Annotated in this window: 23 protein-coding genes; 13 read left to right on the top strand and 10 right to left on the bottom strand. The window is 73.8% G+C overall.

Translation table 11 applies throughout. The features are described 5' to 3' along the window. Positions 1-108 precede the first annotated feature (108 nt). The 3 genes from F1C15_RS03640 (at position 109) to F1C15_RS03630 (ending at position 3295) form a co-directional block, all read left to right on the top strand. Positions 109-1677: a carboxylesterase/lipase family protein gene (locus F1C15_RS03640; RefSeq protein ID WP_185233007.1), complete on the top strand. Its 1569-nt coding sequence runs from the start codon at positions 109-111 to the stop codon at positions 1675-1677. 119 nt (positions 1678-1796) lie between these two features. Beyond that, on the top strand, positions 1797-3089 hold the full coding sequence (locus F1C15_RS03635) for an inorganic phosphate transporter (RefSeq protein ID WP_185233005.1): 1293 nt from the start codon (positions 1797-1799) through the stop codon (positions 3087-3089). Then, the gene (locus F1C15_RS03630; RefSeq protein WP_056056277.1) at positions 3086-3295 is read left to right on the top strand and encodes a hypothetical protein; all 210 of its coding nucleotides are present in this window, start codon (positions 3086-3088) and stop codon (positions 3293-3295) included. Before F1C15_RS03635 ends, F1C15_RS03630 begins: the two co-directional genes overlap by 4 nt. A gap of 106 nt (positions 3296-3401) precedes the next feature. On the opposite strand, the gene F1C15_RS03625 is transcribed toward F1C15_RS03630, so the two are convergent. Beyond that, the gene (locus F1C15_RS03625; protein ID WP_255465476.1) at positions 3402-4976 is read right to left on the bottom strand and encodes an MFS transporter; all 1575 of its coding nucleotides are present in this window, start codon (positions 4974-4976) and stop codon (positions 3402-3404) included. A gap of 226 nt (positions 4977-5202) precedes the next feature. Between F1C15_RS03625 and F1C15_RS03620 the strand changes: the two genes are divergently transcribed. After that, complete coding sequence (locus F1C15_RS03620) at positions 5203-6849, top strand: aspartate ammonia-lyase (protein ID WP_255465475.1); 1647 nt, start codon at positions 5203-5205, stop codon at positions 6847-6849. Between the two features lie 16 nt (positions 6850-6865). On the opposite strand, the gene F1C15_RS03615 is transcribed toward F1C15_RS03620, so the two are convergent. Further along, on the bottom strand, positions 6866-7984 hold the full coding sequence (locus F1C15_RS03615; RefSeq protein ID WP_185233003.1) for a YihY/virulence factor BrkB family protein: 1119 nt from the start codon (positions 7982-7984) through the stop codon (positions 6866-6868). Between the two features lie 57 nt (positions 7985-8041). On the opposite strand from F1C15_RS03615, the gene F1C15_RS03610 reads away from it, so the two are divergent. Continuing rightward, entirely contained in the window at positions 8042-9439 is a 1398-nt protein-coding gene (locus F1C15_RS03610; protein WP_185233001.1) for a PrsW family intramembrane metalloprotease, read from the top strand. Positions 9440-9481: 42 nt separating this feature from the next. Here the strand turns inward: F1C15_RS03610 and F1C15_RS03605 are convergent, their stop codons facing one another. Next, a complete protein-coding gene (locus F1C15_RS03605; protein ID WP_185232999.1) occupies positions 9482-10840 on the bottom strand; it encodes an MFS transporter in 1359 nt (452 codons plus the stop codon). A gap of 62 nt (positions 10841-10902) precedes the next feature. Between F1C15_RS03605 and F1C15_RS03600 the strand changes: the two genes are divergently transcribed. The 3 genes from F1C15_RS03600 (at position 10903) to F1C15_RS03590 (ending at position 14586) form a co-directional block, all read left to right on the top strand. Next, on the top strand, positions 10903-11277 hold the full coding sequence (locus F1C15_RS03600) for an FKBP-type peptidyl-prolyl cis-trans isomerase (RefSeq protein WP_056056273.1): 375 nt from the start codon (positions 10903-10905) through the stop codon (positions 11275-11277). Beyond that, positions 11277-12116 (top strand): aldo/keto reductase, encoded by an 840-nt coding sequence (locus F1C15_RS03595; RefSeq protein ID WP_185232997.1) that lies wholly within the window; start codon positions 11277-11279, stop codon positions 12114-12116. Before F1C15_RS03600 ends, F1C15_RS03595 begins: the two co-directional genes overlap by 1 nt. A 133-nt stretch (positions 12117-12249) precedes the next feature. After that, positions 12250-14586 (top strand): UvrD-helicase domain-containing protein, encoded by a 2337-nt coding sequence (locus F1C15_RS03590; RefSeq protein WP_185232995.1) that lies wholly within the window; start codon positions 12250-12252, stop codon positions 14584-14586. Here the strand turns inward: F1C15_RS03590 and F1C15_RS03585 are convergent. The 4 genes from F1C15_RS03585 to F1C15_RS03570 all read right to left on the bottom strand — a co-directional run bounded on the left by F1C15_RS03585 (position 14583) and on the right by F1C15_RS03570 (position 17339). After that, the gene (locus F1C15_RS03585; protein ID WP_185232993.1) at positions 14583-15179 is read right to left on the bottom strand and encodes a DinB family protein; all 597 of its coding nucleotides are present in this window, start codon (positions 15177-15179) and stop codon (positions 14583-14585) included. The two genes, F1C15_RS03590 and F1C15_RS03585, sit on opposite strands and share 4 nt — an antisense overlap. An 85-nt stretch (positions 15180-15264) precedes the next feature. Then, on the bottom strand, positions 15265-15870 hold the full coding sequence (locus F1C15_RS03580) for a hypothetical protein (RefSeq protein ID WP_185232991.1): 606 nt from the start codon (positions 15868-15870) through the stop codon (positions 15265-15267). Then, positions 15867-16196 carry a protealysin inhibitor emfourin gene (locus F1C15_RS03575; RefSeq protein WP_185232989.1) on the bottom strand — a complete coding sequence of 110 codons (330 nt, stop codon included), beginning with the start codon at positions 16194-16196 and terminating at the stop codon, positions 15867-15869. The genes F1C15_RS03580 and F1C15_RS03575 overlap by 4 nt, the downstream gene beginning before the upstream one ends. Positions 16197-16295: 99 nt before the next feature. Next, on the bottom strand, positions 16296-17339 hold the full coding sequence (locus tag F1C15_RS03570; protein WP_185232987.1) for a M4 family metallopeptidase: 1044 nt from the start codon (positions 17337-17339) through the stop codon (positions 16296-16298). Between the two features lie 181 nt (positions 17340-17520). Here F1C15_RS03570 and F1C15_RS03565 point away from each other — a divergent pair, with 181 nt between their 5' ends. Next, positions 17521-18060, top strand: a complete 540-nt coding sequence (locus F1C15_RS03565) for an adenine phosphoribosyltransferase (protein WP_056056260.1) — start codon at positions 17521-17523, stop codon at positions 18058-18060. A 9-nt stretch (positions 18061-18069) separates the two neighbouring features. Here F1C15_RS03565 and F1C15_RS03560 read toward each other — a convergent pair whose 3' ends face one another. Beyond that, positions 18070-18813 carry a M50 family metallopeptidase gene (locus F1C15_RS03560; RefSeq protein ID WP_185232985.1) on the bottom strand — a complete coding sequence of 248 codons (744 nt, stop codon included), beginning with the start codon at positions 18811-18813 and terminating at the stop codon, positions 18070-18072. 96 nt (positions 18814-18909) lie between these two features. Here F1C15_RS03560 and F1C15_RS03555 point away from each other — a divergent pair, with 96 nt between their 5' ends. Both F1C15_RS03555 and rpsO read left to right on the top strand, forming a co-directional pair. Next, entirely contained in the window at positions 18910-19365 is a 456-nt protein-coding gene (locus F1C15_RS03555; protein WP_185232983.1) for a VanZ family protein, read from the top strand. A 94-nt stretch (positions 19366-19459) separates the two neighbouring features. After that, positions 19460-19729, top strand: coding sequence for a 30S ribosomal protein S15 (gene rpsO, locus F1C15_RS03550; RefSeq protein ID WP_056056254.1), 270 nt, complete (start codon positions 19460-19462; stop codon positions 19727-19729). Between the two features lie 81 nt (positions 19730-19810). On the opposite strand, the gene F1C15_RS03545 is transcribed toward rpsO, so the two are convergent. Then, positions 19811-21097, bottom strand: coding sequence for a lytic transglycosylase domain-containing protein (locus tag F1C15_RS03545; RefSeq protein ID WP_255465473.1), 1287 nt, complete (start codon positions 21095-21097; stop codon positions 19811-19813). Positions 21098-21408: 311 nt separating this feature from the next. Between F1C15_RS03545 and F1C15_RS03540 the strand changes: the two genes are divergently transcribed. Both F1C15_RS03540 and F1C15_RS03535 read left to right on the top strand, forming a co-directional pair. Next, positions 21409-23685, top strand: coding sequence for a polyribonucleotide nucleotidyltransferase (locus F1C15_RS03540; RefSeq protein WP_056056250.1), 2277 nt, complete (start codon positions 21409-21411; stop codon positions 23683-23685). 322 nt (positions 23686-24007) lie between these two features. Next, positions 24008-25045 carry an aldo/keto reductase gene (locus tag F1C15_RS03535; RefSeq protein WP_255465472.1) on the top strand — a complete coding sequence of 346 codons (1038 nt, stop codon included), beginning with the start codon at positions 24008-24010 and terminating at the stop codon, positions 25043-25045. Between the two features lie 54 nt (positions 25046-25099). On the opposite strand, the gene F1C15_RS03530 is transcribed toward F1C15_RS03535, so the two are convergent. Continuing rightward, positions 25100-25714 (bottom strand): TetR/AcrR family transcriptional regulator, encoded by a 615-nt coding sequence (locus F1C15_RS03530; RefSeq protein ID WP_185232978.1) that lies wholly within the window; start codon positions 25712-25714, stop codon positions 25100-25102. Between the last annotated feature and the right edge of the window lie 41 nt (positions 25715-25755).

Below are 25755 nucleotides of genomic sequence, written 5' to 3'. Positions count from 1 at the left end.
CTGCACCCAGTCTCGCAGGCGACCGGCGGGAGGCGGCCGGATGAACGACGGGCGTCGCCCGGGCGGCAGCGCCCCGGCGTCCGCGCCCGCGGGTCGTAGGGTCGGGGGATGACCCGTGCCGCCCGACCCGCCCCCGCCGTCGAGGCCGCCGACCTGCTGCGCGACACGACGCACGGCCGGGTGCGCGGCGTGCACGAGCGCGGAGTCGTCGCGTGGCGGGGGATGCCCTTCGCCGCGCCTCCCACCGGCCCGCGGCGCTTCCGGGCGCCCGTGCCCGCGCAGCCCTGGCGGGGCGTCCGCGACGCCGCGCACTTCGGGCCGGCCGCCCCGCAGGACCGCGGCCAGTTCGTCGGCGTCGACGCGACGACGCCGACCGACGAGGACTGCCTCACGATCAACGTCGTCGCCCCCGAGGGCTCCCGCCCGGGCGACGACCTCCCGGTGCTCGTCTACGTGCACGGAGGCGCCTACAGCGTCGGCTCCTCGCGGGAGCACCCGCGGCACGGGGAGGCGCTCGTCCGCGAGGGCGGCATCGTCTACGTGAGCTTCAACTACCGGCTGGGCGCCTTCGGCTACCTCGACTTCACGGCCTGGTCGACGCCCGAGCGGCCGCTGGAGTCGAACCTCGGCCTCCGCGACCAGGTGGCCGCGCTCGAGTGGGTCCGCGACGAGGTCCGCGCGTTCGGCGGCGACCCGGGCGCCGTGACGCTCTCCGGCGAGAGCTCGGGCGGCAACGCGGTGACCACCCTGATGACCGTCCCGGCAGCGCGGGGGCTGTTCCACCGTGCCATCGCCCAGAGCTCGCCGACGAACGCGCTCTACCCGCCCGACGTCACGCGCCGCTGGGCGGGGGAGTTCCTGGAGCTGCTGACGCACCAGGTCAGCGACGACGACCTCGAGTCGACCTCCGTCGAGGACGCCGGGCGGATGCTGGCGGAGGCGCCCGTCGCGGCGGTCGTGCGGGCCTCGGCCGAGCTGCAGCTGCGGACTCCCGACGAGCAGCCCGGCACCATCAGCCTCAGCCCCGTCATCGACGGCGACTTCCTGCCCGAGCGACCGCTCGACGCCTTCAAGGCGGGCCGCGCGCACCCCGTCCCGCTGATCATCGGCACCAACGACCGCGAGGGCTCGGTCTTCACGGGGCGTCGCGACATCCTCGCGACCACCAAGCCGCGCATCCGCGCGATCTTCGCCGCCACCGAGAAGAAGAGCCGGAAGGCGATCAAGCGGCAGTACCCCGGCCTGCCCGCCGACCGCCGGGCCGCCCTCGACTTCGGGGGCGACTTCGCGTTCTGGTTCCCGACCGTCAAGGTCGCCGAGCGGCACGCCGTGCACCAGCCCGTGTACTTCTACCGGTTCGACGCCGCCCCGCGCATGCTCGCCGTCGCGGGCGTCGACGCCTTCCACGGGCTCGAGCTGATGGCCCTGCACGACCGGATGGGCTCGGCGTTCGGCTGGGCGATGAGCGCCCTCGGCGGGCGACGGGCCTTCCTGCGGACGGCGGCGCGGATGCGCGCCCGGTGGATCGAGTTCGTGCGGACGGGCGAGGTCGACGGCTGGCCCCCGTACGACCCCTTCCGACGGCGCACCCTGATCATCGACGCGCGCGACCGCGTCGAGCACGACCCCCGGGGCGAGCGCCGTCGGGCTTGGCAGGCGTTCGTGCCGCACATCTGAGCGGGTGGGCGGTCCGGGCAGCCCTGCGGACGACGCGCGGACACCTGTCGTCCACCTGCCTGTACCCCGCCGTCCACCTCCGAGTTGACCGGCGTTCACCATGCTGCGAGAGTTCCCCGGTGGATCTCACGCTCATCGTCGTCCTGGTCATCGCCCTGGCCCTGTTCTTCGACTTCACCAACGGCTTCCACGACACGGCGAACGCCATGGCGACCCCGATCGCGACGGGGGCGATGAAGCCCAAGGTCGCGGTCACGGTGGCGGCGGTCCTCAACCTCGTCGGCGCCTTCCTCAGCACCGAGGTCGCCAAGACCGTGTCGGGCGGCATCATCCGCGAGGGCGACGGAGGCGTGCAGATCTCTCCCGAGATGATCTTCGCGGGCCTGATCGGCGCCGTCGTCTGGAACATGATCACCTGGCTGCGGGGCCTGCCCTCCAGCTCGTCGCACGCGCTCTTCGGCGGCCTCATCGGCGCCGCGGTCGTCGGGGCGGGCCTCAGCTCGGTCGACTTCTCGGTCGTGCTCTCCAAGGTCGTGCTGCCGGCGCTCCTCGCGCCGCTGATCGCCGGCCTCGTCGGCTACACCGCGACCCGCCTGGCCTACACGATCACGCGCCGCCGCGACGACAAGAGCGAGCGCGGGGGCTTCCGCTACGGCCAGATCTTCACCTCGTCGCTCGTCGCCCTCGCCCACGGCACCAACGACGCCCAGAAGACGATGGGCGTCATCACCCTGACGCTGATCGCCTCGGGCGCCCTCGGCGCCGGCAGCGGACCGCCGCTCTGGGTCGTCGTGGTCTGCGCCTTCGCGATCGCGCTCGGCACCTACACCGGCGGCTGGCGCATCATCCAGACCATGGGCGGCGGGCTCACCGAGGTCAAGCCGACCCAGGGCTTCGCGGCCGAGGCGTCGACGACGGCCACGGTGCTCGCCTCGAGCCACCTCGGCTTCGCGCTGTCGACGACGCAGGTCGCCAGCGGCTCGATCATCGGCGCGGGCCTCGGGCGCCGCGGCTCGAAGATCCAGTGGAGCACCGCCGGCAAGATCGTCGCCGCCTGGTTCATCACCCTCCCCGCCTCGGCCGCCGTCGGCGCCGTCGCCGCCCTGATCGCGACGCTCGGCACGCCCGGCCTCGTCGTCGACGCCGTGGTGGGCGTCGTCGTGATCGGCGGCATCTTCCTGCTGTCGCGGCGACGCCCGCACGAGCAGGGCGCCGCGATGGAGGTCGACGTCGCCGCGACGAGCGTGCTCTCGCGCCGCCGGGCCCGTCGGCTCGAGAAGAAGGGCCGCGTCGACACGCCGGCCTCCGGCGTCGAGGCCCCGTTCGTGCGCCTCGACGAGGCGGCCCCGACCGTCGCCCCGCGCGGCACGCTCTCGGGCGGCCCCCGCCCCGACAAGGAGGAGAACCGATGATCGACTGGTCCGCGTTCGTCGTCGTCGCGCTCGTCTCGCTGTTCTCGGCGGCCGCGCTCGTCAGCCTGTACTCGCTGGGCCTGCGGCTCGTGACGCTCGAGGGCCGCAGCACCGCGCGCGCGGCGGCCGGCTACGCGTGCTTCGTGGTCTGCGCCCTCGGCGTGCTCTACGGCATCTACCTGATCGTCCCCGGCCTGCACGGCTGACGCCGCACCGCTCATCCGCCGCCCCGCCTCCCCGCGGCGGCGGCAGCGCGAGAGGGCCCCGACGTCGACGACGTCGGGGCCCTCTCGGTGGTGCGGGAGGCGCGGGTCAGCTCGTGCGCACCGGCCCGGTCGGCAGCGCCACGCGCTCGTACTCCGGCTCGCGCCGCGGGATGGCCAGGGCCAGCAGCACGCTGACCAGGGCGACCGCCCCGCCGAGCACGAAGGTGAGGCGGAAGCCGGCCTCGGTCGGCACGGACGCGTCGCCGAACGGCACGGAGTTCGCGGTGAGCAGCAGCCCGACGACGGCCGAGGCGCTCGTGGTGCCGAGCGACCGCATGAGGGTGTTCAGGCCGTTCGCGGCGGCGGTCTCGGTCGCGGGCACCGCGTGCATGATGAGCGTCGGCATGGCCGCGTAGGCGAGCCCGATGCCGAAGCCGATCAGCACCGAGACGAGCACGATCTGCCACACCTCGCGGAAGGCGAGGGCCGCGACCGCGTAGCTCACGACGATGACGGCGCCGCCGACGACGAGGCAGAGCCGGGCGCCGAAGCGGGCGGTGGCACGGGCGGCCACCGGGGCCATGAACATCATCACGACGCCCGAGGGGGCGAGGCAGAGCGAGGCGACCATGACGGTCTGGCCGAGGCCGACCCCGGTCTCGGCGGGCAGCTCGAGCAGCTGCGGCAGCGAGACGTTGCTGCCGAAGAGCGCGAAGCCGAGGGCGACCGACGCCAGGTTGGTGAGCAGCACGGCGGGCCGGACGGCGACGCGGAGGTCGACGAGGGGGCTCGCGACGCGCAGCTGGTAGGCGCCCCACGCCACGAGCACGACGAGGCCCGCGAGGCCGGAGACGAGCGTGGAGGTGCTCGCCCAGCCCCAGTCGTTGCCCTTCGAGACGGCGAGCAGCAGGCCCGTGAGGCCCACGGCGAGGCCGATCGCCCCGGGGAGGTCGAACCGCCCGGGGGTCTTGAGGGTGCTGACGGGCACGAGCGTCGCCACGAGGGCGAAGACCACGACGCCGAGCGCGGCGGCCGTCCAGAACAGCACGTGCCAGTCGAAGGTGACCGAGATGTACGCGCTGAGCGGCAGGCCGATCGCGCCGCCGAAGCCGAGCGTCGCGCTGACGAGCGCGACGGCGCCGCCGAGGCGCTCGGCCGGCAGCGTGTCGCGGAGGATGCTGATGGCGAGCGGGATGATGCCGAGCGCCGTGCCCTGCAGGGCACGGCCGACGATCAGCGGCACCAGCTCGGAGGTCGTGGCGGCGACGACCGAGCCGATCACCATCACGACGACGAGCACGAGCACGATGCGGCGCTTGCCGTAGAGGTCGCCGAGGCGGCCCGCGATCGGCGTGACGACGGCCCCGGCGAGCAGGGTGGCCGTGATGATCCAGGTGGTGTCGGCCGGGTCGGCGTCGAGCAGCTCCGGGAACGACGGCACGATCGGGATGACGAGCATCTGCATGAGCGCCGCCACCATGCCCGAGAAGGCGAGCACGGCGATCACGACGCGGGGGTCGCGGGTGCGCGTCAGCCGGGCGCGCTCCCGGGCGCGGCGCCGGTCGCCCGGCTCCGCGGAGGGCCCGGGGGAGGCGGCGGTCGCGTCGGCCTGCGAGGCCGAGCGGGAGGGGGCCGTGGGGGTGGGGTCGCCCGGCTGGGCGTCGTCGTGGGTCAGCGTCATCTGTCTTCTCGGCAGGGGCCCGGAGGCGGCGGTGGAGCGGGTCGAGGTGCAGGCACTGCAACGTTCGCCGGCCCGAGAAGCTTCCCACGAGTTCGGGAGGTGACCGACAGCTGTCGATCATCGCCCGGAGTCCCGACCCGCGCCTCCTCGTCTCGCTAGGCTCGGCAGGGCCGACCACCGCAGCTCACGAGGCCGCGGGGCGCACGACGACGGAGGCACGACGACCGTGACGACTGACGACCTGACCCCCCTCGACGCTCCCGACGCGGCTCCGCCGCTGCTCGAGGGCGCGCCCCAGCCCGGGCCCGAGCACGAGGCCGGGCCCGCGACCGGCGCCGCGGCCGCCGGGCGCACGCGCCGCGCGGCCCGGGCCGCCACCCGGGTCGAGAGCGACTCGCTCGGCAGCCGGGAGGTCCCCGCCGACGCGTACTGGGGCATCCACACCGCCCGGGCGCTCGAGAACTTCCCGATCAGCATGCGGCCGATCTCGGTCTACCCCGACCTCGTCGTCGCCCTCGCGCTCGTCAAGCAGGCGGCCGCCCGGGCGAACGTCGAGATCGGCGTGCTCGACCCCCGCAAGGCCGAGGCGATCGAGCGGGCCTGCGTCGAGATCCGCGGCGGGGCGCTCCACGACCAGTTCGCGGTCGGGGTCATCCAGGGAGGCGCGGGCACGAGCACGAACATGAACAGCAACGAGGTGATCGCGAACCGCGCCCTCGAGCTCCTCGGCCACGGCAAGGGCGAGTACGAGCACCTGCACCCGATCGACGACGTCAACCGCAGCCAGAGCACGAACGACACGTACCCGACCTCGGTCAAGATCGGCATGGTGCTCACGCTGCGCCGCCTGCTCGACGAGCTCGACCTGCTCGCGACGGCCTTCGCCACGAAGGGCGCCGAGTTCCACGACGTGCTCAAGGTGGGCCGCACGCAGCTGCAGGACGCCGTGCCGATGACGCTCGGGCAGGAGTTCGTCGGCTTCGCGCACACCCTCGGCGAGGACGTGCAGCGGCTGCGCGACGTCGTGCCGCTGCTCGGCGAGATCAACCTCGGCGCGACCGCGATCGGCACGGGCATCACCGCCGACCCGCTCTACGCCGAGGCCGTGCGCTGTCACCTCGGCGAGCTCAGCGGCATGGAGCTCGTCACGGCGCCCGACCTCATCGAGGCGACGAGCGACACCGGCGTGTTCATGACCCTCAGCGGGGCGCTCAAGCGCAGCGCGATCAAGCTCTCGAAGATCTGCAACGACCTCCGCCTCCTCTCGTCGGGCCCGCAGGCCGGCATCGGCGAGATCACGCTGCCGCCCCGCCAGGCCGGGTCGTCGATCATGCCGGGCAAGGTCAACCCCGTCATCCCCGAGGTCGTCAACCAGGTGGCCTTCTCCGTGGCCGGGGCCGACGTCACCGTCACGATGGCCGCCGAGGCGGGGCAGCTCCAGCTCAACGCCTTCGAGCCGGTCATCGCGCACTCCGTGATGCAGAGCCTCCAGTGGATGACCGCGGCCTGCCGCACCCTCCGGGTCAACTGCGTCGACGGCATCGAAGCGAACCGCGCCCGCCTCAGCCAGCAGGTCGACACCAACGTGGGCAGCGTGACGGCGCTGACGCCCTACATCGGCTACTCGGCGGCGGCCTCGATCGCGCACACGGCCCTCACGACGAACGCCTCGATCTCGACGCTCGTCGTCGCGGCCGGGCTGATGAGCGAGGAGCAGGTCCGCAAGGTGCTCTCGCCGGCGCGGCTGTCGGGGCTCGAAGCGGTCACGAGCGCCATCCCGGTCATCGACGTCGACGCCGACCCGGTCGAGGCCGTCACGCGCGCCGCCGCCGAGTCGGGTGCGCGGAACCCCGGCGACGAGACCGCGGGCTGACGCGGGGGCGCCGGCCTCAGTCCGTCTCGACCTCGGGCTCGTCCTCGTGCCCGAAGGCGCGGCGGAGGGTCCCCTCGCCGATCAGGCGCCCGCCGCGCAGCTGCAGGTGCCGCAGCTCGTCCGCGTCGAGCACGCCGCCGTTCTCGCGGAGCGACCGCTCGCGGATGGCGCGCCCGACCCTGACGTCCCACGCCGAGTTGCGGGCGAGGATGTGGTTGCGGGCGGTGTCGCGCATCGGCAGGGGGATGACCTCCTCGGCCTGCAGGCCGCGGCGCAGCTGCCGCAGCCGCAGCACCTCGCTGTCGAGCTCGCCGCCGATGACGAGCACGAAATTGCTGATGTACGAGTAGAGCAGCACGACGATGACCATGCCGAGCCAGCCGTAGAAGCGGTCGTAGTTCGAGAAGGTCGTCACGTAGAGGGCGAACCCGACGGTGCAGACCGCCCAGATGCCGAGGGCGAACATGGCGCCGTACGACACCCAGCGGAGGCGGGGAGGGCGCACGTTGGGGGTGAAGTAGTAGAGCATCGCCACCGCGAAGACCGCCAGCGCGACGAGCACCGGCCACTTCAGCACGTTCCAGAGGGTGAGGAACGGCTCCCCGAACCCGACGGCGTCGCCGATGCCGCGGGCGAGCGTCGGCGTGACGAGCAGGATGGTCGCGATGACGGCGAACGACACCATCAGCACGAGCGTGACGATCATCATGTGGCCCCGGAACTTCCAGATCCGGCGCCCCTCCTCGACGTCGTAGGCGGTGTTCATCGCCCGGCCGAACGCGGTCGTGTACGACGAGAGCGACCACAGGGTCAGCCACAGCCCGATGCCGAACGCGACGCCGGGGTTCGAGAGGCTGAGCATCTGCTCCAGCGGGCCCCGGAGGGTGTCGACCGCCGACGGGGTGAGCACGTAGCGGGCGACCTCCAGGATCTCGTCCACCGCCTCCTCGCCCTCCTGGAAGAGCGCGACGCCGGAGACGAGCGCCAGGGCGGTCGGCAGGATCGACAGCGTCGAGAAGAACGTGAGGGCCGCGGCGGCATCGATCGTGCGGTGCCGCAGGAAGTCGTGCCAGACCCGCATGACGACGTAGCGGGTGAGCGACGGGTTCTCCGGCAGGGACCTCGTCGACGGCATCCCCCGAGGGTACCGTCGCGGCGCGCCCTCCCCGTGCCGGGTGCGTAGGGTCGTGCCATGACCTGGACCGACCCTCGCGGGCAGCAGCCCTGGCCCCACGACCCCCAGCGCCCCGTGGTCTCGAACCCCGACCCGGTCTGGTACCCCGTGCAGCCCGTCTTCACCCAGGCGCCCCCGCGACGCCGCGTGGCGAGCACCGTCTCGCTCGCGGTCGGCTTCACCGTCATCGGCGTCTTCGCGCTCGCCGTGGTCGTCTACTTCCTGCTCTTCCTGCAGCCGGCCGTCATCGTCGCGGCGAGCGTGCTCGCCTTCGTGCCGCTCGCGATCGTGCTGACCGGCATCTGGCTCGTCGACCGCTGGGAGCCCGAGCCCCGCGTCGCCCTGCTCTTCGCCTTCCTGTGGGGAGGCGCGGTGTCGGTGGGCACGGCCCTGATCGTCGACCTCGTGGTCGGCTCCGTCCAGTCGCTGGTCGGCATCGGCGCCTCGAGCGGGTCGGAGGTGCTCGGCGCGGTCGTCCAGGCGCCCATCGTCGAGGAGGCCGCCAAGGGCTTCGGCGTGCTGCTGGTGCTGTGGATCTTCCGCCGCCACTTCGACGGGCCGGTCGACGGCATCGTCTACGCCGCGACCGTGGCGGCCGGGTTCGCGTTCGTCGAGAACATCCAGTACTTCGCGGTGCAGGTGACCGACGACCTGTTCAGCGGCAGCCAGGGGCTGGTCTTCGTCTTCGTCGTGCGGGCCCTGATGTCGCCGTTCGCCCACGTCATGTACACCGCGTGCACGGGCATCGCGCTCGGCTACGCGGCCCGGCGGACGGGCCCCTACGGCGCGATCGGCTTCTTCTTCCTCGGGCTCGTGCCCGCGGTGCTGCTGCACGCGCTCTGGAACGGCGCGCTCGTCGTGGTGGGCGACTCCTTCTTCGTCTACTACCTGCTCGTGCAGGTGCCGATCTTCCTGGCGATGATCGGCCTCGTGGTCTTCCTGCGCCGCAACGAGCGGCGCGTGACGCACGCCCGTCTCGCGGAGTACGCGGCCGTGGGCTGGTTCAGCGCCGACGAGGTCGCGATGCTCTCGACCTCGGCCGGTCGTCGACGGGCCCGCCGCTGGGCGGCGGCGGCGGGGGTGGGGCCGGCCATGAAGCGCTTCGTCTCCGACGCCACGCGCCTCGCGTTCACCCGGCAGCGGATGGTCAAGGGCAGCCGCGGCGGCGACCCGTCGGCGCAGCGCGACGAGGGCGAGCTGCTGACGGCCCTCGCCCGCAGCCGGGCGGCCCTGCAGGCGCCGACCGCCGCCTTCGTGGGCCACGCCCCGCGGCCCGAGCTGCCGCCGACGCAGGCCGGCTGGGGCGCTCCGCCCGCCGGCGGCGGGCAGGGCTCGTACTGGCAGGGCGGGCAGCCCGGGGGCCCGGCGCCGCAGACCGACCCCTGGGGTCGGCCGGTCCCGCCGCCGCACTGGTGAGGCGTCAGGCGGTCAGGCGTCAGGCGGTCAGGCGTCAGGCGGTCACGGCGTCGGGTGCGCGGCGTCGTAGCGGCCGAACGACGGCGTGAGCCGGGCCGCGACGACCATCAGCACCATGATCAGCGCGCCGCCGAGCAGCGGGGGCCAGGCGACGCCGGCCACGGCGACGAGCCCGACGAAGAGGTCGCCGACCCGGGGCCCGCCGGTCACCACGACGATGAAGATGCCCTGCAGCCGCCCCCGCATGGAGTCGGGCGCGGCGGCCTGGAGGATGGTCGAGCGGAAGATCGAGCTGACGTTGTCGGCCGCCCCCGCGCCGGCCAGCGCCAGCGCCGCCGCCGCGAGCGGCAGCAGGTCGGCCTCGGCCAGGCCCTCGGTCAGGCCGCCCGACCCGTGGCCGGGCGCGAGCAGGAGCACGAGGCCGAAGGCGAGGACGAACCCGCCGTAGACCGCGATGGCCCGCTGCACGGCGCGCCCCTGGAGGCGCACGTGGCCGAGGCGGCCGCTGAACACGCTGCTCAGCAGCGCCCCGACGGCGTACGAGGCGGTGAGGACGCCGACCGTCACCGCGCCTCCTCCGATCACCACGGCCCCGACGACGGGGAAGAGCACGCGCGGCTGGCCGAAGGTCATCGCGACGATGTCGAGCACGAACGTGGTGCGGATGTTGGGGGAGCGGCGGAGGAAGCGCAGGCCCACCATCAGCGACGAGAGCCCCGGCCGCTGCGTCTCGCCCTCGGGCCGGATCGGCGGCAGGGTGACGATGCCGAGGAAGGCGGTGCTGAACAGGACGACGTCGACCGTGTACGTCAGCGGGAAGCCGACGCCGGCGACGAGGATCCCCGCGAGCGCCGGGCCGACCGTCAGCATCAGGCCCGTGCCGATCCCGCTGAGGGCGGAGGCGGCGGGCAGCAGCGAGACCGGCAGGAGGCGCGGGATGATCGAGGCCCGGGAGGTCGCGATCATGGTGCCCGCGACCGCGTTGACGCAGGTCAGGGCGTAGAGCAGCACCACCTCGCGGAGGCCGAGCCAGGCGTGCAGGGCGATCGCCCCGGTCGAGAGCCAGGCGAAGACGGCCGCGACGAGCGCGACCTTGCGGCGGTCGAAGGCGTCCGCGAGCATGCCGCCGTAGAGGCCGGCGAGGATCATCGGCACCAGCGAGACGACGCCGACGAGGGCGACGGAGAACGTCGAGCGCGTGATCTCGTAGACCTCGAGCCCGACGGCCACGAGGGTGAGCTGCGTGCCGATGCCGCTGATCGTGTTGCCGACGAACAGCCGTGCGAAGGCGGGGCTCGCCCGGAGCGGGGTCGTGTCGACGAAGAGCGGCCGGCGGGCCTCGGCGGCCTTCGGGGCGCCCTCGGACGGCGCGGTCTCGGGGGCGGGGTCTGGAGTGGACAAGCCTCCATCATCGTCCACGCGCGCGCACCGTGGTGTCGGGGTCGGGTGCTTGGATGGGAGGCATGACACACGACCCCCAGACCAAGCCCGAGATCGACGCTCCCACCGGCCCGGCCCCCGCCGACCTCGAGATCAGCGACATCACCGTCGGCGACGGCGCCGAGGCCCAGCGCGGCTCGACCGTCGACGTCCACTACCTCGGCGTCGAGTTCGACTCCGGTGAGGAGTTCGACTCCTCCTGGAGCCGCGGCGAGTCCGTGAACTTCCCCCTCGCCGCGCTCGTCCAGGGCTGGCAGGAGGGCATCCCCGGCATGAAGGTCGGCGGCCGCCGCCAGCTCGTCGTCCCGCCGCAGCTGGCCTACGGCCCCGCCGGCAGCGGCCACCCGCTCTCGGGCAAGACCCTGATCTTCGTCATCGACCTCCTCGGCGTCAGCTGATGGCCCTGCGTCCCGCCCCGTCGGTCGGCCTGGCCGACGGGCACACGATCCCCGCGCTGGGGCTCGGCACCTACGGCATGGACGGCGACGAGGGCGCGGCGCAGGTCGCCGGCGCGATCGAGTCGGGCTACCGCCTCCTCGACACCGCCCTGAACTACGGCAACGAGGGCGCCGTCGGCGAGGCGATCCGCCGCGTCGACGTGCCCCGTGACGAGCTCGTCGTCACGACCAAGCTGCCCGGCCGCCACCACGGCTACGAGGAGGCCCTGGCCAGCTTCGAGGAGAGCCGGGCGACGCTCGGCGTCGACGTCGTCGACCTCTACCTGATCCACTGGCCGCTGCCCCGGGTCGACAAGTACGTCGACGCGTTCCGCGCCTTCGTGAAGCTGCAGGAGGACGGCCTCGTCCGCTCCGTCGGCGTCTCGAACTTCACCGAGGCCCACCTGCAGCGCCTCGCCGACGAGACGGGCGTCGTGCCCGTCGTCAACCAGGTCGAGCTGCACCCGTACTTCCCGCAGGCCGAGCTCCGCGCAGTGCACGAGCGGATGGGCATCGTCACCGAGAGCTGGAGCCCGCTCGCCAAGCAGAGCGAGCTCCTGACGGAGTCGGTGGTCACCGAGATCGCCCGTGCCCACGGGAAGACGCCCACGCAGGTCGTCCTCCGCTGGCACGTCCAGCTGGGCGCCGTGCCGGTGCCGAAGTCGGCCGACCCCGGCCGGCAGCGCGAGAACCTCGACGTCTTCGACTTCGAGCTCACCGAGGCCGAGGTCGTCGCGATCAGCGGCCTGGAGCGCGGCCGGCTGTGGGACGGCGACCCGGAGACGCACGAGGAGTTCTAGGCCCTCACCGCGCCTCCGGCACGACCCCGGGACCGCACCGACCCGCACCGGGCCGGTGCGGTCTCGTCGTGGTGCCCGCGGCCCCGGCGGCACCGGGGGTGGAGCCGGGGGGAGTCGCGTGGACGGTAGACTGATGCGCCGACTTTCCCGAGGGGTGCGACCGCCAGTGACATCATCCGAGCTCGACCGCGAACGCTCCTACGTGGGCACGCTCTACGCCCGTCTCGACGAGCTCAAGGAGGACGCCCGCGTGCGCCTCGAGCGCGTCCGGGCCGAGTCCGTGGGCGGCAACCACCAGAGCCGCAGCGAGCGCGACGCCTACGCACGTCTCTACGAAGACACCATCGCGCAGCTCGGCGCCGTCGACGAGCGCCTCGCCTTCGGCCGCCTCGAGCTCGAGCAGCCGGACGAGCTGGGCCAGGGCGACGCCGTGGCGATGCCCGGCACGGGCGGCCGCTACCGCTACATCGGCCGCATCGGCCTCCGTGACGAGCAGCACCACCCGATCCTGCTCGACTGGCGCGTGCCCGGCGCCAGCGCGTTCTACCAGGCCACGGCGGCGACGCCGATGGGCGCCCGGGCTCGTCGGCACCTGACCCTCGACGGCCGTCGCGTCACGCGCCTGGAGGACGAGGTCTTCGACCCCGAGCTGCTCGACCGCGACGACGTCCAGCTGCAGGGCGAGGGCGCCCTGATGGCGGCGCTCACCGCGCAGCGCACCGGCCGCATGACCGACATCGTCGCGACCATCCAGGCCGAGCAGGACGTCATCATCCGCTCGCCCCTCGACGGCGTGCTCGTCGTCCAGGGCGGGCCCGGCACCGGCAAGACGGCGGTGGCCCTCCACCGCGCCGCGTACCTGCTGTACTCGCACCGCGACCGCCTGCGCGGGTCGGGCGTGCTCGTCGTCGGCCCGTCGCGGTCGTTCCTCCGCTACATCGAGCAGGTGCTGCCGTCGCTCGGCGAGACCGGCGTCGTGCTCTCGAGCCTCGGCGGGCTCTACCCGGGCGTCGAGGCGCAGACCGACGACGCGCCAGAGGTCGCGGCCCTCAAGGGCTCGGCCGAGATGGCCGACCTGATCCGCCGGGCGGTGCGGTCGCGGCAGGTGCGACCGACGCAGCCGACGACGATCGACGTCAACGGCGAGCGGCTCGTCGTGCAGCCCGAGCTCGTCGCCGAGGCGATGCGCAAGGCGCAGGAGCGCGGCAAGCAGCACAACGTCGGCCGCGTGACCTTCAACAAGGCGGCTCTCTCGGCTCTGACCCGCCAGCTCGTGGCGCAGATGCGCGACCACGGCACGACCGTCGACGAGTCCGACGAGGCCGTGCTGCGCGAGGACATCCGCCAGACCCACGACGTCAAGGTGCTGCTGAACACCGCGTGGCTGCCCCTGTCGGCCGAGAAGCTGATCGAAGACCTGTACGCGCGCCCGCGGTGGCTCGCGACGATCACCCAGCGCTGGAGCCCGCGGCAGCGTGCCCTGCTGCAGCGGCCCCGCGGCTCCGAGTTCACGATCTCCGACGTGCCGCTGCTCGACGAGGCCGCCGAGCTGCTGGGCGAGTTCCAGGCCGGCGTCGACCCCGAGAGGCTGGCCCGCAAGCAGCAGCGCAAGCGCGACATCGAGAACGCCGAGCGCGCCATCGAGAACATGGGCGTGGAGGGCATGGTCTCGGCCGAGCAGATCGCGGGCGGCTTCGCCGAGCGCGCCGCGTCGATGACCACCGCCGAGCGCGCCGCCGGCGACCGCACCTGGGCCTTCGGCCACGTCGTCGTCGACGAGGCGCAGGAGCTCTCGCCGATGCAGTGGCGCCTGCTCTCGCGACGCTGCCCGCTGCGCTCGTTCACCGTCGTGGGCGACATCGCCCAGGCGTCGAGCCCCGCCGCGGCCTCCTCGTGGGACGTCGCGCTGCAGAGCCTGCTCGGTCGCCGTCGGGGCTCGTCGGTCGCCGGCACCTCGGCGCCCTGGCGCCGGGAGGAGCTGACCGTCAACTACCGCACGCCGAGCCAGATCGTCGACCACGCCGAGCGGCTGGCGATCGAGGCGGGGCTGCGCATCACGCCCAGCCGTTCCGTCCGGTCGAGCGAGTGGCCCGTGCGCGAGGTCGCCGTCGGGGCCGGAGGAGCAGGGGGAGTCGCGGGTCGTGACGCCCTCGTCGCCGCCGGCGTCGAGGCGGTCGCCGCCGACCGGGCCGTCGACGACTCCGGGACGCTGGCCGTCATCGCCCCGCAGGGCCTGGTGGGCCCGCTCGTCGACCGGCTCGTCGAGCTGTTCCCGGGGCAGGTCGCCCCCGGCACAGCGTCGCTGACCAAGCCGATCTCGGTGCTCAGCCCCGCGACGTCGAAGGGCCTCGAGTTCGACGCCGTCGTGATCGTCGACCCCGAGGGCGTGCGGGCCTCGTCGGCCCGCGGCGCCGCCAGCCTCTACGTCGCGATGACCCGCCCGACGCAGCGCCTCACCGTCGTCGGCTAGCGCGGGGGCTGCGTGAGCCCGGCCGCCCGGTGGGCGGCCTCGGCGACCCGGTCGTGGTGGGCGCGCCAGCCCGTCGCGTCTCGGTCGGGCACGTTCGGGTCGCCCGGCCCGGAGCCGAGGCGACCGTCGACGAGCTCACGGGCGAGGTCGGCGTGCCCCGTGTGCCGGGCGGTCTCGACGCAGAGGTGCACGAGCACCGTGTGCAGCGTGACCTCCTGTCGACCCGCCGACCACCACGGCACGAGGCCGGGGGAGTCGAGGTCGAGCTCGCGCACCGTCGCGTCGGCGTGCTCGGCGGAGTGCCGGGCCAGGTCGACGATCGAGGCGCGGCTCTCGTCGGCGGTCGCCCACAGGTCGGCGTCGGGGTCGACCTCGTCGTCGGACCACGCGGGCGAGAGCGGCGACGGCCGGCCGAAGACGTCGCCGAGGTAGCCGAGCTGCACGAGGGCCGTGTGCTTGACGAGGCCGAGCAGGTTGGTCCCGCTCGGCACGAGCGGTCGACGGGCGTCGTGCTCGCCGAGGCCCTCCAGCTTGCCGAGCAGGTCGCCCCGCTGGCGAGAGAGGTAGCGCTGCAGCGTCTCCTTCTGGTCCATGGCCCCCAGGGTGCCGCGTCGCGGCTCCCGGCACCAGCCCCCGTCGCCCCCGTCGGCGTCGTGTCGGGTCGGGCAGGGGGCCGGCTCAGTTGTAGTCGGCGGGCCAGGTGAACCCGGGAGGCGCGGTGACGGCCTCGCCCGCCGGCGCGAGCACCAGCGCCACGTCCTCGAAGTCGCTGAGCCGGATGCCCGCGGGGTCGCCGCCGTAGCGGCTCCCGCCGACGAACACGGTGAGCGACCGCCCGTCGTCGCCCCCGACGTCGCCCACGCCGGACTGGTCGAGGTGCACGCCCCACTCCGTGAAGAGCTGGCCGAGCACGAACGACTCACGGCGGGGCGACTCGACGTGGACGATCCCCGACGTGTCGTGCGTGTGGATCGGCGCCGCGAACTTCGTCCCCGAGTCGTGGCCGATGTCGCCGGGCACGGTCACCGGCTCGCCGTCGACGGTGATCGACAGGTGGCTGTGCACGTGCATGGCGAGGTCCTGGCCCCAGACGTTCTCGAGGCCGGCGAGCTCAGCCCGCCCGGGCCGGTCGTCGACGTCGGGCACCGGCCACGGCGGGGCGGTCTCGGCCCCGACGACGCGGGCGGGGTTCGACGACTGGGCCACCGCGACGCCGACCCCGCCGCCGACGACGACGAGCGCGCTGGCGACGAGGGGGAGGAGGGCCCGCCGGGAAGGGCTCATCGTTCCCCGGCGCCCGTGCCGGAGGTCGCGTCGGCGTGAGGTGCGACGGCCGACCCGACCGTGCGCACCCGGTCGACGAGCTCGCGCCACGGTCCGGTGAGCTGCTGCTCGGGCAGCGTCGCCTCGCGCACGGGCTGGGCCTCGACGACGATCACCCAGACGAAGCGGTCGGGCTGCGCGCCGTCGGCGGTCGACGGCGTCGACGACCAGGGGAGGCCGTCGATGAGCACGAGCCACGACTCGGTGTCGGGCTCGGCCTCGACGTCGACCTGCCACGACCGCGTGAGGCCCGCGAAGCCGCCGGTGCGCTGCACGGTGACGATCATGGCCGCGATGCTACCCCGGGTGCCCCGGGGCCAGCAGGGCGAGGGGAGGGCGACGGCAGGGCGCCCGCCGGGCGCCGGGAGCGTACCCGCCGCCCCGCCTCAGGCCGCGGGCAGCACCCCGACCCCGCGCCACCCCTCGGTCGTCGCGCGGGCCTCGCTCGACCCGGCGCCCCACCGCGCCTCCGCGGCGGCGACCGTCACGGCGGCGAACTCGGCGAACGTCGAGGTCGGCGACACGTCGCCGCTCGTGATCGCGTCGTACCAGACCTGCCCGGCGCGCTCCCACGCGGGGCCGCCGAGGGCCGTGGCCACGAGGTGGAAGGCCTTGTTGGGGATCCCCGAGTTGAGGTGCACGCCCCCGGCGTCCTCCGTCGTCTCGACGTAGTCGTCCATGTGGGCCGGCTGCGGGTCCTTCCCGAGCACGTCGTCGTCGTAGGCCGTTCCCGGCGCGGCCATCGAGCGCAGCGCCCGCCCCTGCACCTCGTCGGTGAAGAGGCCCTCACCGATCAGCCAGCTGGCCTCGTCGGCCGTCTGCCCGAGCAGGTGCTGCTCGACGAGCGCGCCGAAGACGTCGCTGATCGACTCGTTGAGCGCCCCGGACTGCCCCTGGTACTCGAGCGCCGTCGTGTACTGCGTCACCCCGTGCGCGAGCTCGTGGCCCACGACGCTCACCGACGCCGTGAAGCGGCGGAACACCTCGCCGTCGCCGTCGCCGAAGACCATCCGCCGGCCGTCCCAGAAGGCGTTGTCGTAGTCGAGCCCGTAGTGCACGGTCGCGTCGAGCGGCAGGCCCGAGCCGTCGATCGACGACCGGCCGTACGCCTCGAGGAAGAGCGCGTGCGTGGCCCCGAGGGCGTCGTAGGCCTCGGTGACGGCGACGTCGTCCGTCGGCGGCTCGCCCTCGCGGCGCACCACGCGGCCGGGCAGCTCTTCGGTGCCCCCGGCGTCCGAGATCGTGCGCTCGAGCGGGCCGTCGACGGCCACGGCGCCCTGACGGGCCGGAGGCACCGCCGCGCGGAGCGCCCGCACCTCCTCCATCTGCCGCAGGCCCTGGCGGGCGGCCTCGGGGGCCCGTGACAGGCGCGGCGAGTCGGCCCGGGCGAGGTGGTCGAGCAGGTAGGGCGGCACGATGAAGCGGGTCATGGCTGCACTCTCGCACCGGCCCCCGACATCGGCCCGACAGTTCACACGATCGTCACGGGAGGCGCTCCGAGGGCCCGCACCGCGCCTCCCGAAGGCCTGCGCCGCGCCTCCGACCGGCCGGCCCCACGCTCGCTCGGCGACCCGGCGCACGGGGCCGCCCCGCCCCGGTAGCGTTGACCGGATGACCGCCTCCGACGCCTCCGCCCTGGTCGACCGCATGATCGCCGTCGTCCCCGACTTCCCCGTGCCGGGCATCCTCTTCCGCGACGTGACCCCGCTGTTCTCCGACGCGGACGCCTTCGCGACGGTGACGGCCGCGCTGAGCGAGCCCTTCGACGGCGCCTTCCAGGCCGTGGCCGGCATCGAGGCCCGGGGCTTCGCGCTGGCCGGCGGCATCGCGATCGAGCAGGGCGTCGGCGTGCTCACCGTCCGCAAGGCCGGCAAGCTCCCCGGCGAGGTGCTCAGCGAGAGCTACGCGCTCGAGTACGGCGAGGCGACCCTCGAGCTGCGCCCGAGCCAGCTGCCCGCGGGCACGCGGGTGCTCGTCGTCGACGACGTGCTCGCCACCGGCGGCACCGCCGAGGCGACCGTCACCCTCCTCGAGCGCGCGGGCTACGAGGTCGTCGGCATCGCCGTGCTGCTCGAGCTCGACGGCCTGCCCGGCCGCGACCGCCTCGCCTCCCGCCTGCCCGTCCACGCCCTCTCGAGCGCACCGGCCTAGGTCGGGGCCCTACGGCGCGGGCCAGCCGGGGAAGAGCAGCAGGCCGCAGCCCATGACGCAGGCCGCCGTCACCGCGACGAAGACGCCGACCCACAGCACTCCCGGCACGTGCGTCAGGCGGGCGAGCTGGTCGGCGTCCGACTGCGTCGACCCGCCGCGGCGGGCGCTGCGGCGGCGGCTGGACTGCAGCTCGAGCGAGGCACGGACGGCTCCGAGGCCGAGCACGCTGACGAGCGCAAGGCCGAACGACTGCTGCCACACCACGGGGGCGAGCCACGTCACGCCGCCGACGACGGCGGCCCCGACCAGCACGACCCAGAGCCCGAACCAGTTGCGGATCTGCACGAGCACCAGAGCCAGAAGCAGCACCAGCGCCCAGAGCAGCCCCGCCGCGAACCCCGCGGCGAGCAGCCACGAGGCCCCGAGCGCGGCGAGCGCGGGCGCCGGGTAGCCAGCCAGCAGCGTGACGACCATCCCGAGGCCGGTCGGCGGCCCGCTCGACACCGTGAGGCCCGAGGTGTCGCCGTGCAGGCGGATGCCCGAGAGGCGTCGCCCGCTGAGCACCGCGGCCAGGCCGTGCCCGCCCTCGTGCACGACGGTGACCGCGTGGCGCACGAGGCGCCAGGTCGTCGGGACGAGCACGAGCAGCGCCCCGGCGGCGACCGCCGCGGCCGTCCACTCCGGCGGCAGGGGCGCGGCGCGCTCGGCGACCCGGGCCCAGAGGTCGGCGACGGTCTCGGGTGCGGTGGTCATCCGGCCAGCCTAGGAGGCGCCTCCCGGGCTCCGTCCGAGGGATGAACCTCGGCCGCCTGGCAGCTGTCTCGGCCGGGCGTGCCCCACCATGGAGGGATGCGCCGCGCCGTCCTCCTCCTCGCCACCCTCGCGTACCTCGCCGGGGTCGCCTGGATGACCCTCCGACCCACCGTCTACGGCGACGGCACCTCCGAGCTGCTCTGGCGGGTGCTCGACCTCGCCGCCCGGCACGAGGAGACCGACTGGATCACCTTCGCCCGGGTCGAGGCGGCCGCGAACGTCGCGATGTTCGTGCCGATGGGCATGTTCCCGGCGTTGCTGCTGCCGAAGCGGGCGTGGTGGGTCGGCGTCGTGGTCGGCCTCGTCGCGACCGTGGCCATCGAGTCGTACCAGGCGACGGTGCTGTCGGCGACGCGCTTCGCCGACCCGCAGGACCTCGTGATGAACACCCTCGGAGCCGCGATCGGCGCGGCCGTCGTCGGCCTCGTCCTGCCGAGGAGTCGCCGGTCGCGTCGCCGCAGCCGGTCGCCGCGGCAGAGCCCGGCCTGGTAAGCTCCTCAGGTTGCCGTCAGAACGGCCGCGGATCAAGAGAGCCTGCACATCCTGTGACGGGCGCCGCGCAACGAAGAGGAAGGGGATCCCAGACATGGCCCTTGCACCCGAAGTCAAGACTGCGATCATCGAAGAGTACGCGACGCACCCCGGCGACACCGGATCCCCCGAGGTCCAGGTCGCCGTGATGACGCAGCGCATCCTCGACCTGACCGAGCACCTCAAGGAGCACAAGCACGACCACCACTCGCGTCGTGGCCTCCTCCTCCTCGTCGGCCAGCGCCGTCGCCTCCTGGGCTACCTGTCCAAGGTCGACATCGAGCGCTACCGCACGCTGATCGGTCGCCTCGGTCTCCGTCGCTAGTCGACCGCACGTCTCGACGACGGCCCCCCTCCTGCTCGCAGGAGGGGGGCCGTTCTCGTTCCGGGGCCGCCGAGGCGCCCGTCAGTACCAGTTGTTCGCGACGGAGTGCGCCCAGGCCGCGCACATCGTGCCGTACCGGCCGTGGATGTAGCTGAGGCCCCAGTCGACCTGGGTGCGGTAGTTGGTCCGCCAGTCGAGGCCGGCGCTGGCCATCTTCGAACCCGGCAGGGCCTGCGGGATGCCGTACGCGCCTCCCGACGGGTTCGTCGCGGTGGTCCGCCACCCCGACTCCTTGTTCCAGAGCTGGACGAGGCAGGAGTACTCGGCACCGGTACCGACCTGGCTCGCGGCGTAGGCCTTCGCGCCGGCTGGGTCGTTCACGGCGCCGGACGGGGGAGCGGTCGAGCCCCCGGGGGCGGGGGCGGGCGCAGGGGCCGGTGCGGGGGCAGGAGCAGGAGCCGGAGCCGGCGCCGGGCGTGACCCGGGCGACGCCGAGCCGGAGCCCGCCGCCGGTGCGGTCGCCCGGGCGGCGGCGGCTGTCGCCGCAGCCGCGGCAGCCGCCGCCGCCCGCGCCTGCTCCGCGATCGCGGCCTTCTCCGCCTCGCCCTGCCGGTACTGCCGCTCGACCTCGGCCGAGGTGTCGTTGAGCGTCGCGAGCTGGGCGTACAGCTGGTCGGACTGCGTCGTGGCCGACGCGACCTCCGCGTCGGCGGCGGCCTGCGCGGCCGTCGCGTCGGCGGCCCGGTCGGCGGCCTCGTCGGCGAGCCGCGACTCCTCGGCCCGCGCGACCTGGGCCTGCGCGGTCAGCGAGGCGACCGTGCCGCTCGTCGTCGTCGCCTCGGCGAGGACCCCGCGCCACCGGTCGCCCAGCTGGGTGAGCGCCCCCAGCTGGTACAGCACCTGGTCCGGGTCGGTGGCGACGAGCAGCTCCGTCGACGGCGCCTGGGGGCCGCCGACCCGCGAGAGCCGCGCGGCGAGCTGTCCCGCCTGCTCGTGGGCCGCCTGCTCGGCGGCCACCGCCGCGTCGGCGTCGGCCTGCAGGCGGTCGGCCCGGGTGCCGGCGGCGGCCTCCTCGGCGGCGGCCTCCGCGCTGGTCGCGGTCGCCGCCACCGCGGCGTCCCCCCGTGCGGCGGCGGTGCGCTCGAGTCCGTCGAGCGCCGCCGTGACGGCGACGACCTGCGCCTGGGTCGCCGCGGCGTCGCCCCGTGCGGCCTCGACGTCGGCCCAGCTGGGGGCGTCGGCCGCCGACGCGGGGCCCGCCCCGGCCAGGGTCGACAGCACGAGGGCGAGGGAGGCGGTGGTCGCGACCACGAGGCTCGCCCGGCGGGCGGCGCGGCCGGGTCGGCGGGAGGGAGCGGTCGGGGTCACGCGTCGACCTTAGCCGCGGAGCCCGCCCGCCTCCCGGCCCGCGGAGGCCCCGGTGCTAGGATCGCGCACGGAGCAGGCCGGTCTCGGCTGCTGGTCACCGGTGGTGACAGGCGGATCCCGCCCCGGTCCCGGCGCTCGTCAGCGTCGGTCGGGCAGGGGGCTCCGACCGTTCCCACTGTTGGCCAGACGAGCGACCGGCGCACCGCGCCGTCGTCCGTGCACGTCCTTCGTGCCCGCCGCCCCGCCCGCTCCGGATGCACATCGATGCCCACACGGGGCGTCGATGCAAAACAAAGAGGAGTAGCCCCCACATGGAGGGTCCAGAGATCAAGTTCGGCGAAGCCGTCCTCGACAACGGCAAGTTCGGCAAGCGCACCATCCGATTCGAGACCGGTCGTCTCGCCCAGCAGGCCCAGGGAGCCGTCGCCGCCTACCTCGACGACGACACCATGCTGCTGTCCGCCACGAGCGCCAGCAAGAAGCCGAAGGACAACTTCGACTTCTTCCCCCTCACCATCGACGTCGAGGAGCGCTCGTACGCCGCGGGCAAGATCCCCGGCTCGTTCTTCCGTCGCGAGGGCCGCCCCTCCACCGAGGCCATCCTCGTCTGCCGTCTCATCGACCGGCCCCTGCGCCCCTCCTTCGTCGAGGGCCTGCGCAACGAGGTCCAGGTCGTCATCACCGTCCTGAGCATCGCGCCCGACGAGTTCTACGACGCCCTGGCCATCAACGCGGCCAGCGCCTCCACCCAGATCTCGGGCCTGCCCTTCTCCGGCCCGATCGCCGGTGTCCGCCTCGCCCTCATCGGCGACCAGTGGGTGGCCTTCCCCAAGGCGTCGCAGCTGGCCGAGGCCGTCTTCGACCTGACCGTCGCGGGCCGTGTCGTCACCGACGCCGCCGGCAACGAGGACGTCGCGATCATGATGGTCGAGGCCGAGGCCACCGAGCACGCCTGGGGCCTCATCCAGGGCGGCGCCACCAAGCCCGACGAGGCCGTCGTGGCCCAGGGCCTCGAGGCCGCCAAGCCCTTCCTGAAGCAGCTGGTCGACGCGCAGTCCGCGATGGCCGCGCAGGCCTTCAAGGAGATCGCCGACTACCCGGTCTTCCTGCCCTACACCGACGAGGTCCTCGCCGCGGTCACCGAGGCCGCCGGCTCCGAGCTGTCCGAGGTCTACAAGATCGCCGGCAAGATCGAGCGCCAGGACGCCGACGACGTGCTCAAGGGCAAGGTCAAGGACGCCGTCGCGGCGAAGGTCGAGTCGGGCGCGCTGCCCGAGTCCGCCCTCGGCCAGGTCTCCGCCGCCTACAAGACGGCCACCAAGAAGGTCGTCCGCGACCGCATCCTCACCGAGCAGGTCCGCATGGACGGCCGCGGCCTGGCCGACATCCGTCCGCTCGACGCCGAGGTCCAGGTCATCCCGCGCGTGCACGGCTCCGCCATCTTCCAGCGCGGCGAGACCCAGATCCTGGGCGTCACCACGCTGAACATGCTCAAGATGGAGCAGCAGATCGACTCGCTGAGCCCGGTCACGAAGAAGCGCTACCTGCACCACTACAACTTCCCGCCCTACTCGACCGGTGAGACCGGCCGCGTCGGGTCGCCGAAGCGTCGCGAGATCGGGCACGGCTTCCTCGCCGAGCGCGCCCTCGTGCCGGTGCTGCCCAGCCGCGAGGAGTTCCCCTACGCGATCCGTCAGGTGTCCGAGGCCCTCGGCTCCAACGGCTCGACATCGATGGGCTCCGTCTGCGCCTCGACCCTGTCGCTCCTCAACGCCGGCGTGCCGCTGCGCGCGCCCGTCGCGGGCATCGCCATGGGCCTCGTCTCCGACGAGGTCGACGGCCAGACCCGCTACGCGGCCCTCACCGACATCCTCGGTGCGGAGGACGCCCTCGGCGACATGGACTTCAAGGTCGCCGGCACGAGCGAGTTCGTCACGGCCATCCAGCTCGACACGAAGCTCGACGGTCTGCCGACCGCCGTGCTGGACGCCGCGCTGAAGCAGGCCAAGGAGGCGCGCACCGCCATCCTCAGCGTGCTCACCTCGGCCATCGACGCGCCCGACGAGATGGCCCCGACCGCGCCCCGCGTGATCTCGGTCCAGATCCCGCAGGACAAGATCGGCGAGCTGATCGGCCCGAAGGGCAAGACGATCAACGCGATCCAGGACGAGACCGGCGCCGACATCTCCATCGAGGAGGACGGCACCGTCTACATCGGCGCCGTCGACGGCCCCTCGGCCGAGGCCGCTCGCGCCCAGGTCAACGCCATCGCGAACCCGACCAACCCCGAGGTGGGCGAGCAGTTCCTCGGCACGGTCGTCAAGATCGCGTCGTTCGGCGCCTTCGTCTCGCTCCTCCCCGGCAAGGACGGCCTGCTGCACATCAGCGAGGTCCGCAAGCTGGCCGGCGGCAAGCGCGTCGAGAACGTCGAGGACGTGCTCGGGGTCGGCCAGAAGATCCTCGTCGAGATCACGAAGATCGACGACCGCGGCAAGCTGTCGCTCGCCCCGGTCGTGGCCGACGAGGCCGACACCGACTCGAGCGGCGCCGCCGGCGAGAGCGACGACGCGTCGGTCGACCTCGGCTAGTCGCTGACCGTCAGACACGGCCCGCCCCCGACCTCGGTCGGGGGCGGGCTTCGTCGTCTCCGAGGGCGTCGGGACGGCCCCCAGGAGGTGTGACGGACGGTGCTGCCGTGCCTCCTGAGGCCCCGAGGAGGCGCCCTCCGAGAATCTGAGGGATGTTCTCGTAACGATCGGGTGCGGCGGCGTGCCGAGCACCGCTCGGGCCCGTAGTCTCGACGTGAGGGCCCGATCCAGCTCGCCGTGACCGATGGTCGCCACGGTCGGCGGGGTCCTGTCGTCGGTGCCCGACGAGAGCCGCCAGACCAGCCTCGGAGGGGTGACGCGAGTGAGCGAGACCACGGCGCGCGCCACCGGTGCCGAGGCTCCCCGCGCCGCCCCCGCCCACCCGCCGCGGCGCTCGTCCGTCACGGACGCGACCGTCCCCGTCGACCTCGGCGTCATCCAGCCGCGACGTCGCCTCGGCACGTCCGACCTGCGCGTCTTCCCGATGGCGATCGGCGGCAACGTCTTCGGCTGGACGGCCGACCAGACCGAGACCGAGGCCGTGCTCGACGCGTACTACGACCTGGGCGGCAACTTCGTCGACACGGCCGACTCGTACGCGGGCGGGCGGAGCGAGATCATGATCGGCTCGTGGATGAAGCGCCGCCGCTCCCGCGACGACGTCGTGCTGTCGACGAAGATCGGTAAGAGCGCAGACCACCCCGGGCTCACCCCGCGGGCGGTCGAGCGGGCCGTCGAGGCGTCGCTCGAACGGCTCGGCACCGACCACGTCGACCTCCTCTACCTGCACGTCGACGACACCGAGGTGGCGTTCGAGCGCACGCTGCTCGCCGTCGACCACCTCATCCGGGCCGGCAAGGTCCGGTGGTTCGGGGGTGCCCACCACTCGGGCAACCGTCTGTACGAGGCGCGCATCGCCGCGGGCATGCTCGGGGTGGCCCCGATGGTGGCGCTGCAGAACCAGTACAACCTCATGAACCGCACGGAGTACGAGGGCGGCCTCTCGAAGGTCGCCGCCCAGCTCGGGTTGGCCGTCATGCCGCGCTTCGCGCTGGCGAGCGGCTTCCTGACCGGCAAGTACCGCACGCGGGCCGACGTCTCGCGCACCCGCCGCGGCAAGGACGTGTCGCGTCACCTGACGAAGAAGGGCCTGCGGGTCCTCGCCGAGCTCGACCGGGTCGCAGCGGTGCACGACGTGTCGCCGGCCGCGATCTCCCTGGCGTGGCTGCTCGCCAAGCCGAACGTGGTGGCGCCCGTGGCGAGCGCCACGAGCGTGGATCAGGTTGCCGAGCTCGCCCAGGCGGCTCAGGTCCGGCTCACGCGCACGCAGGTGCTGGAGCTCGACCGGGCCTCGGCCTGAGGCTCCGGGCCGGCAGGCCGGCAGGCCGACAGGCCGACAGCCGGGAGGCAGGGGTCAGGCGCTGAGGAGGCGCTCGACGGTGCGGCGCAGGGAGGCGGCGGCCGCGATGGCGTCGCCGGCGTAGGCGCCGATCTGTGCGCCGTCCCAGGCGAGCAGGAGGTCGTCCGCCGCGTCGCCGGGCATCGGGTGCGCGGCGTCCTTGAAGAGGTCGACGAGGGCGTCCGTCTGCCACTCGCGGTGCTCGGCGATGCTGGCGCGGACGGCGTGGGTCGGGTCGCTGAACTCGGACGCGGCGTTGGCCCAGGGGGAGCCCCGGTAGCCGGGGGCCTGCAGCTGCGCGACCACCGACTCCAGCAGGGCCCGGATGCGCTCGACGCCGTCGGGGTGCTCCTCGACGAGGGCTGCCAGGGCCTCGACGTCGCGGTCGTGGCGGCCGGCGAGGTACTCGAGCACGAGGGTGTCCTTCGCGCCGAAGTGCTTGTAGAACGTGGCCTTGGTGACGCTCGACTCGGCGATGAGGCGATCGACGCCCACGACGCGGATCCCCTCGTCGGAGAAGAGGCGGTCGGCCGTCGTCAGCACGCGGGCGCGGGCGCCGGGCGTGGTCTGGTCGGCGCGGGGACGCCCAGGGAGACGCTGGACGGCCGGTTGGGGGGAATCGACCGTCACAGCGTGGCTCCTTGGGACTCGGTGGCTCGAGCCGCGTCGGG

The organism is Frigoribacterium sp. NBH87 (genome assembly GCF_014217665.1).
GTDB lineage: Bacteria > Actinomycetota > Actinomycetes > Actinomycetales > Microbacteriaceae > Frigoribacterium > Frigoribacterium endophyticum.
Note: the sequence above shows the minus strand (reverse complement) of the source record. Positions and strands in the feature narration are given on the sequence as shown.

Bases quoted from the DNA above. Each gene is read 5' to 3' on its own strand.
- F1C15_RS03585 (WP_185232993.1), bottom strand. From the start codon at position 15,179: ATGGACCAGAAGGAGACGCTGCAGCGCTACCTCTCTCGCCAGCGGGGC.
- rpsO (WP_056056254.1), top strand. From the start codon at position 19,460: ATGGCCCTTGCACCCGAAGTCAAGACTGCGATCATCGAAGAGTACGCG.
- F1C15_RS03625 (WP_255465476.1), bottom strand. From the start codon at position 4,976: ATGACGCTGACCCACGACGACGCCCAGCCGGGCGACCCCACCCCCACG.
- F1C15_RS03580 (WP_185232991.1), bottom strand. From the start codon at position 15,870: ATGAGCCCTTCCCGGCGGGCCCTCCTCCCCCTCGTCGCCAGCGCGCTC.
- F1C15_RS03540 (WP_056056250.1), top strand. From the start codon at position 21,409: ATGGAGGGTCCAGAGATCAAGTTCGGCGAAGCCGTCCTCGACAACGGC.
- F1C15_RS03590 (WP_185232995.1), top strand. From the start codon at position 12,250: ATGCGCCGACTTTCCCGAGGGGTGCGACCGCCAGTGACATCATCCGAG.
- F1C15_RS03565 (WP_056056260.1), top strand. From the start codon at position 17,521: ATGACCGCCTCCGACGCCTCCGCCCTGGTCGACCGCATGATCGCCGTC.
- F1C15_RS03570 (WP_185232987.1), bottom strand. From the start codon at position 17,339: ATGACCCGCTTCATCGTGCCGCCCTACCTGCTCGACCACCTCGCCCGG.
- F1C15_RS03640 (WP_185233007.1), top strand. From the start codon at position 109: ATGACCCGTGCCGCCCGACCCGCCCCCGCCGTCGAGGCCGCCGACCTG.
- F1C15_RS03575 (WP_185232989.1), bottom strand. From the start codon at position 16,196: ATGATCGTCACCGTGCAGCGCACCGGCGGCTTCGCGGGCCTCACGCGG.
- F1C15_RS03610 (WP_185233001.1), top strand. From the start codon at position 8,042: ATGACCTGGACCGACCCTCGCGGGCAGCAGCCCTGGCCCCACGACCCC.
- F1C15_RS03615 (WP_185233003.1), bottom strand. From the start codon at position 7,984: ATGCCGTCGACGAGGTCCCTGCCGGAGAACCCGTCGCTCACCCGCTAC.
- F1C15_RS03595 (WP_185232997.1), top strand. From the start codon at position 11,277: ATGGCCCTGCGTCCCGCCCCGTCGGTCGGCCTGGCCGACGGGCACACG.
- F1C15_RS03555 (WP_185232983.1), top strand. From the start codon at position 18,910: ATGCGCCGCGCCGTCCTCCTCCTCGCCACCCTCGCGTACCTCGCCGGG.
- F1C15_RS03600 (WP_056056273.1), top strand. From the start codon at position 10,903: ATGACACACGACCCCCAGACCAAGCCCGAGATCGACGCTCCCACCGGC.
- F1C15_RS03630 (WP_056056277.1), top strand. From the start codon at position 3,086: ATGATCGACTGGTCCGCGTTCGTCGTCGTCGCGCTCGTCTCGCTGTTC.
- F1C15_RS03560 (WP_185232985.1), bottom strand. From the start codon at position 18,813: ATGACCACCGCACCCGAGACCGTCGCCGACCTCTGGGCCCGGGTCGCC.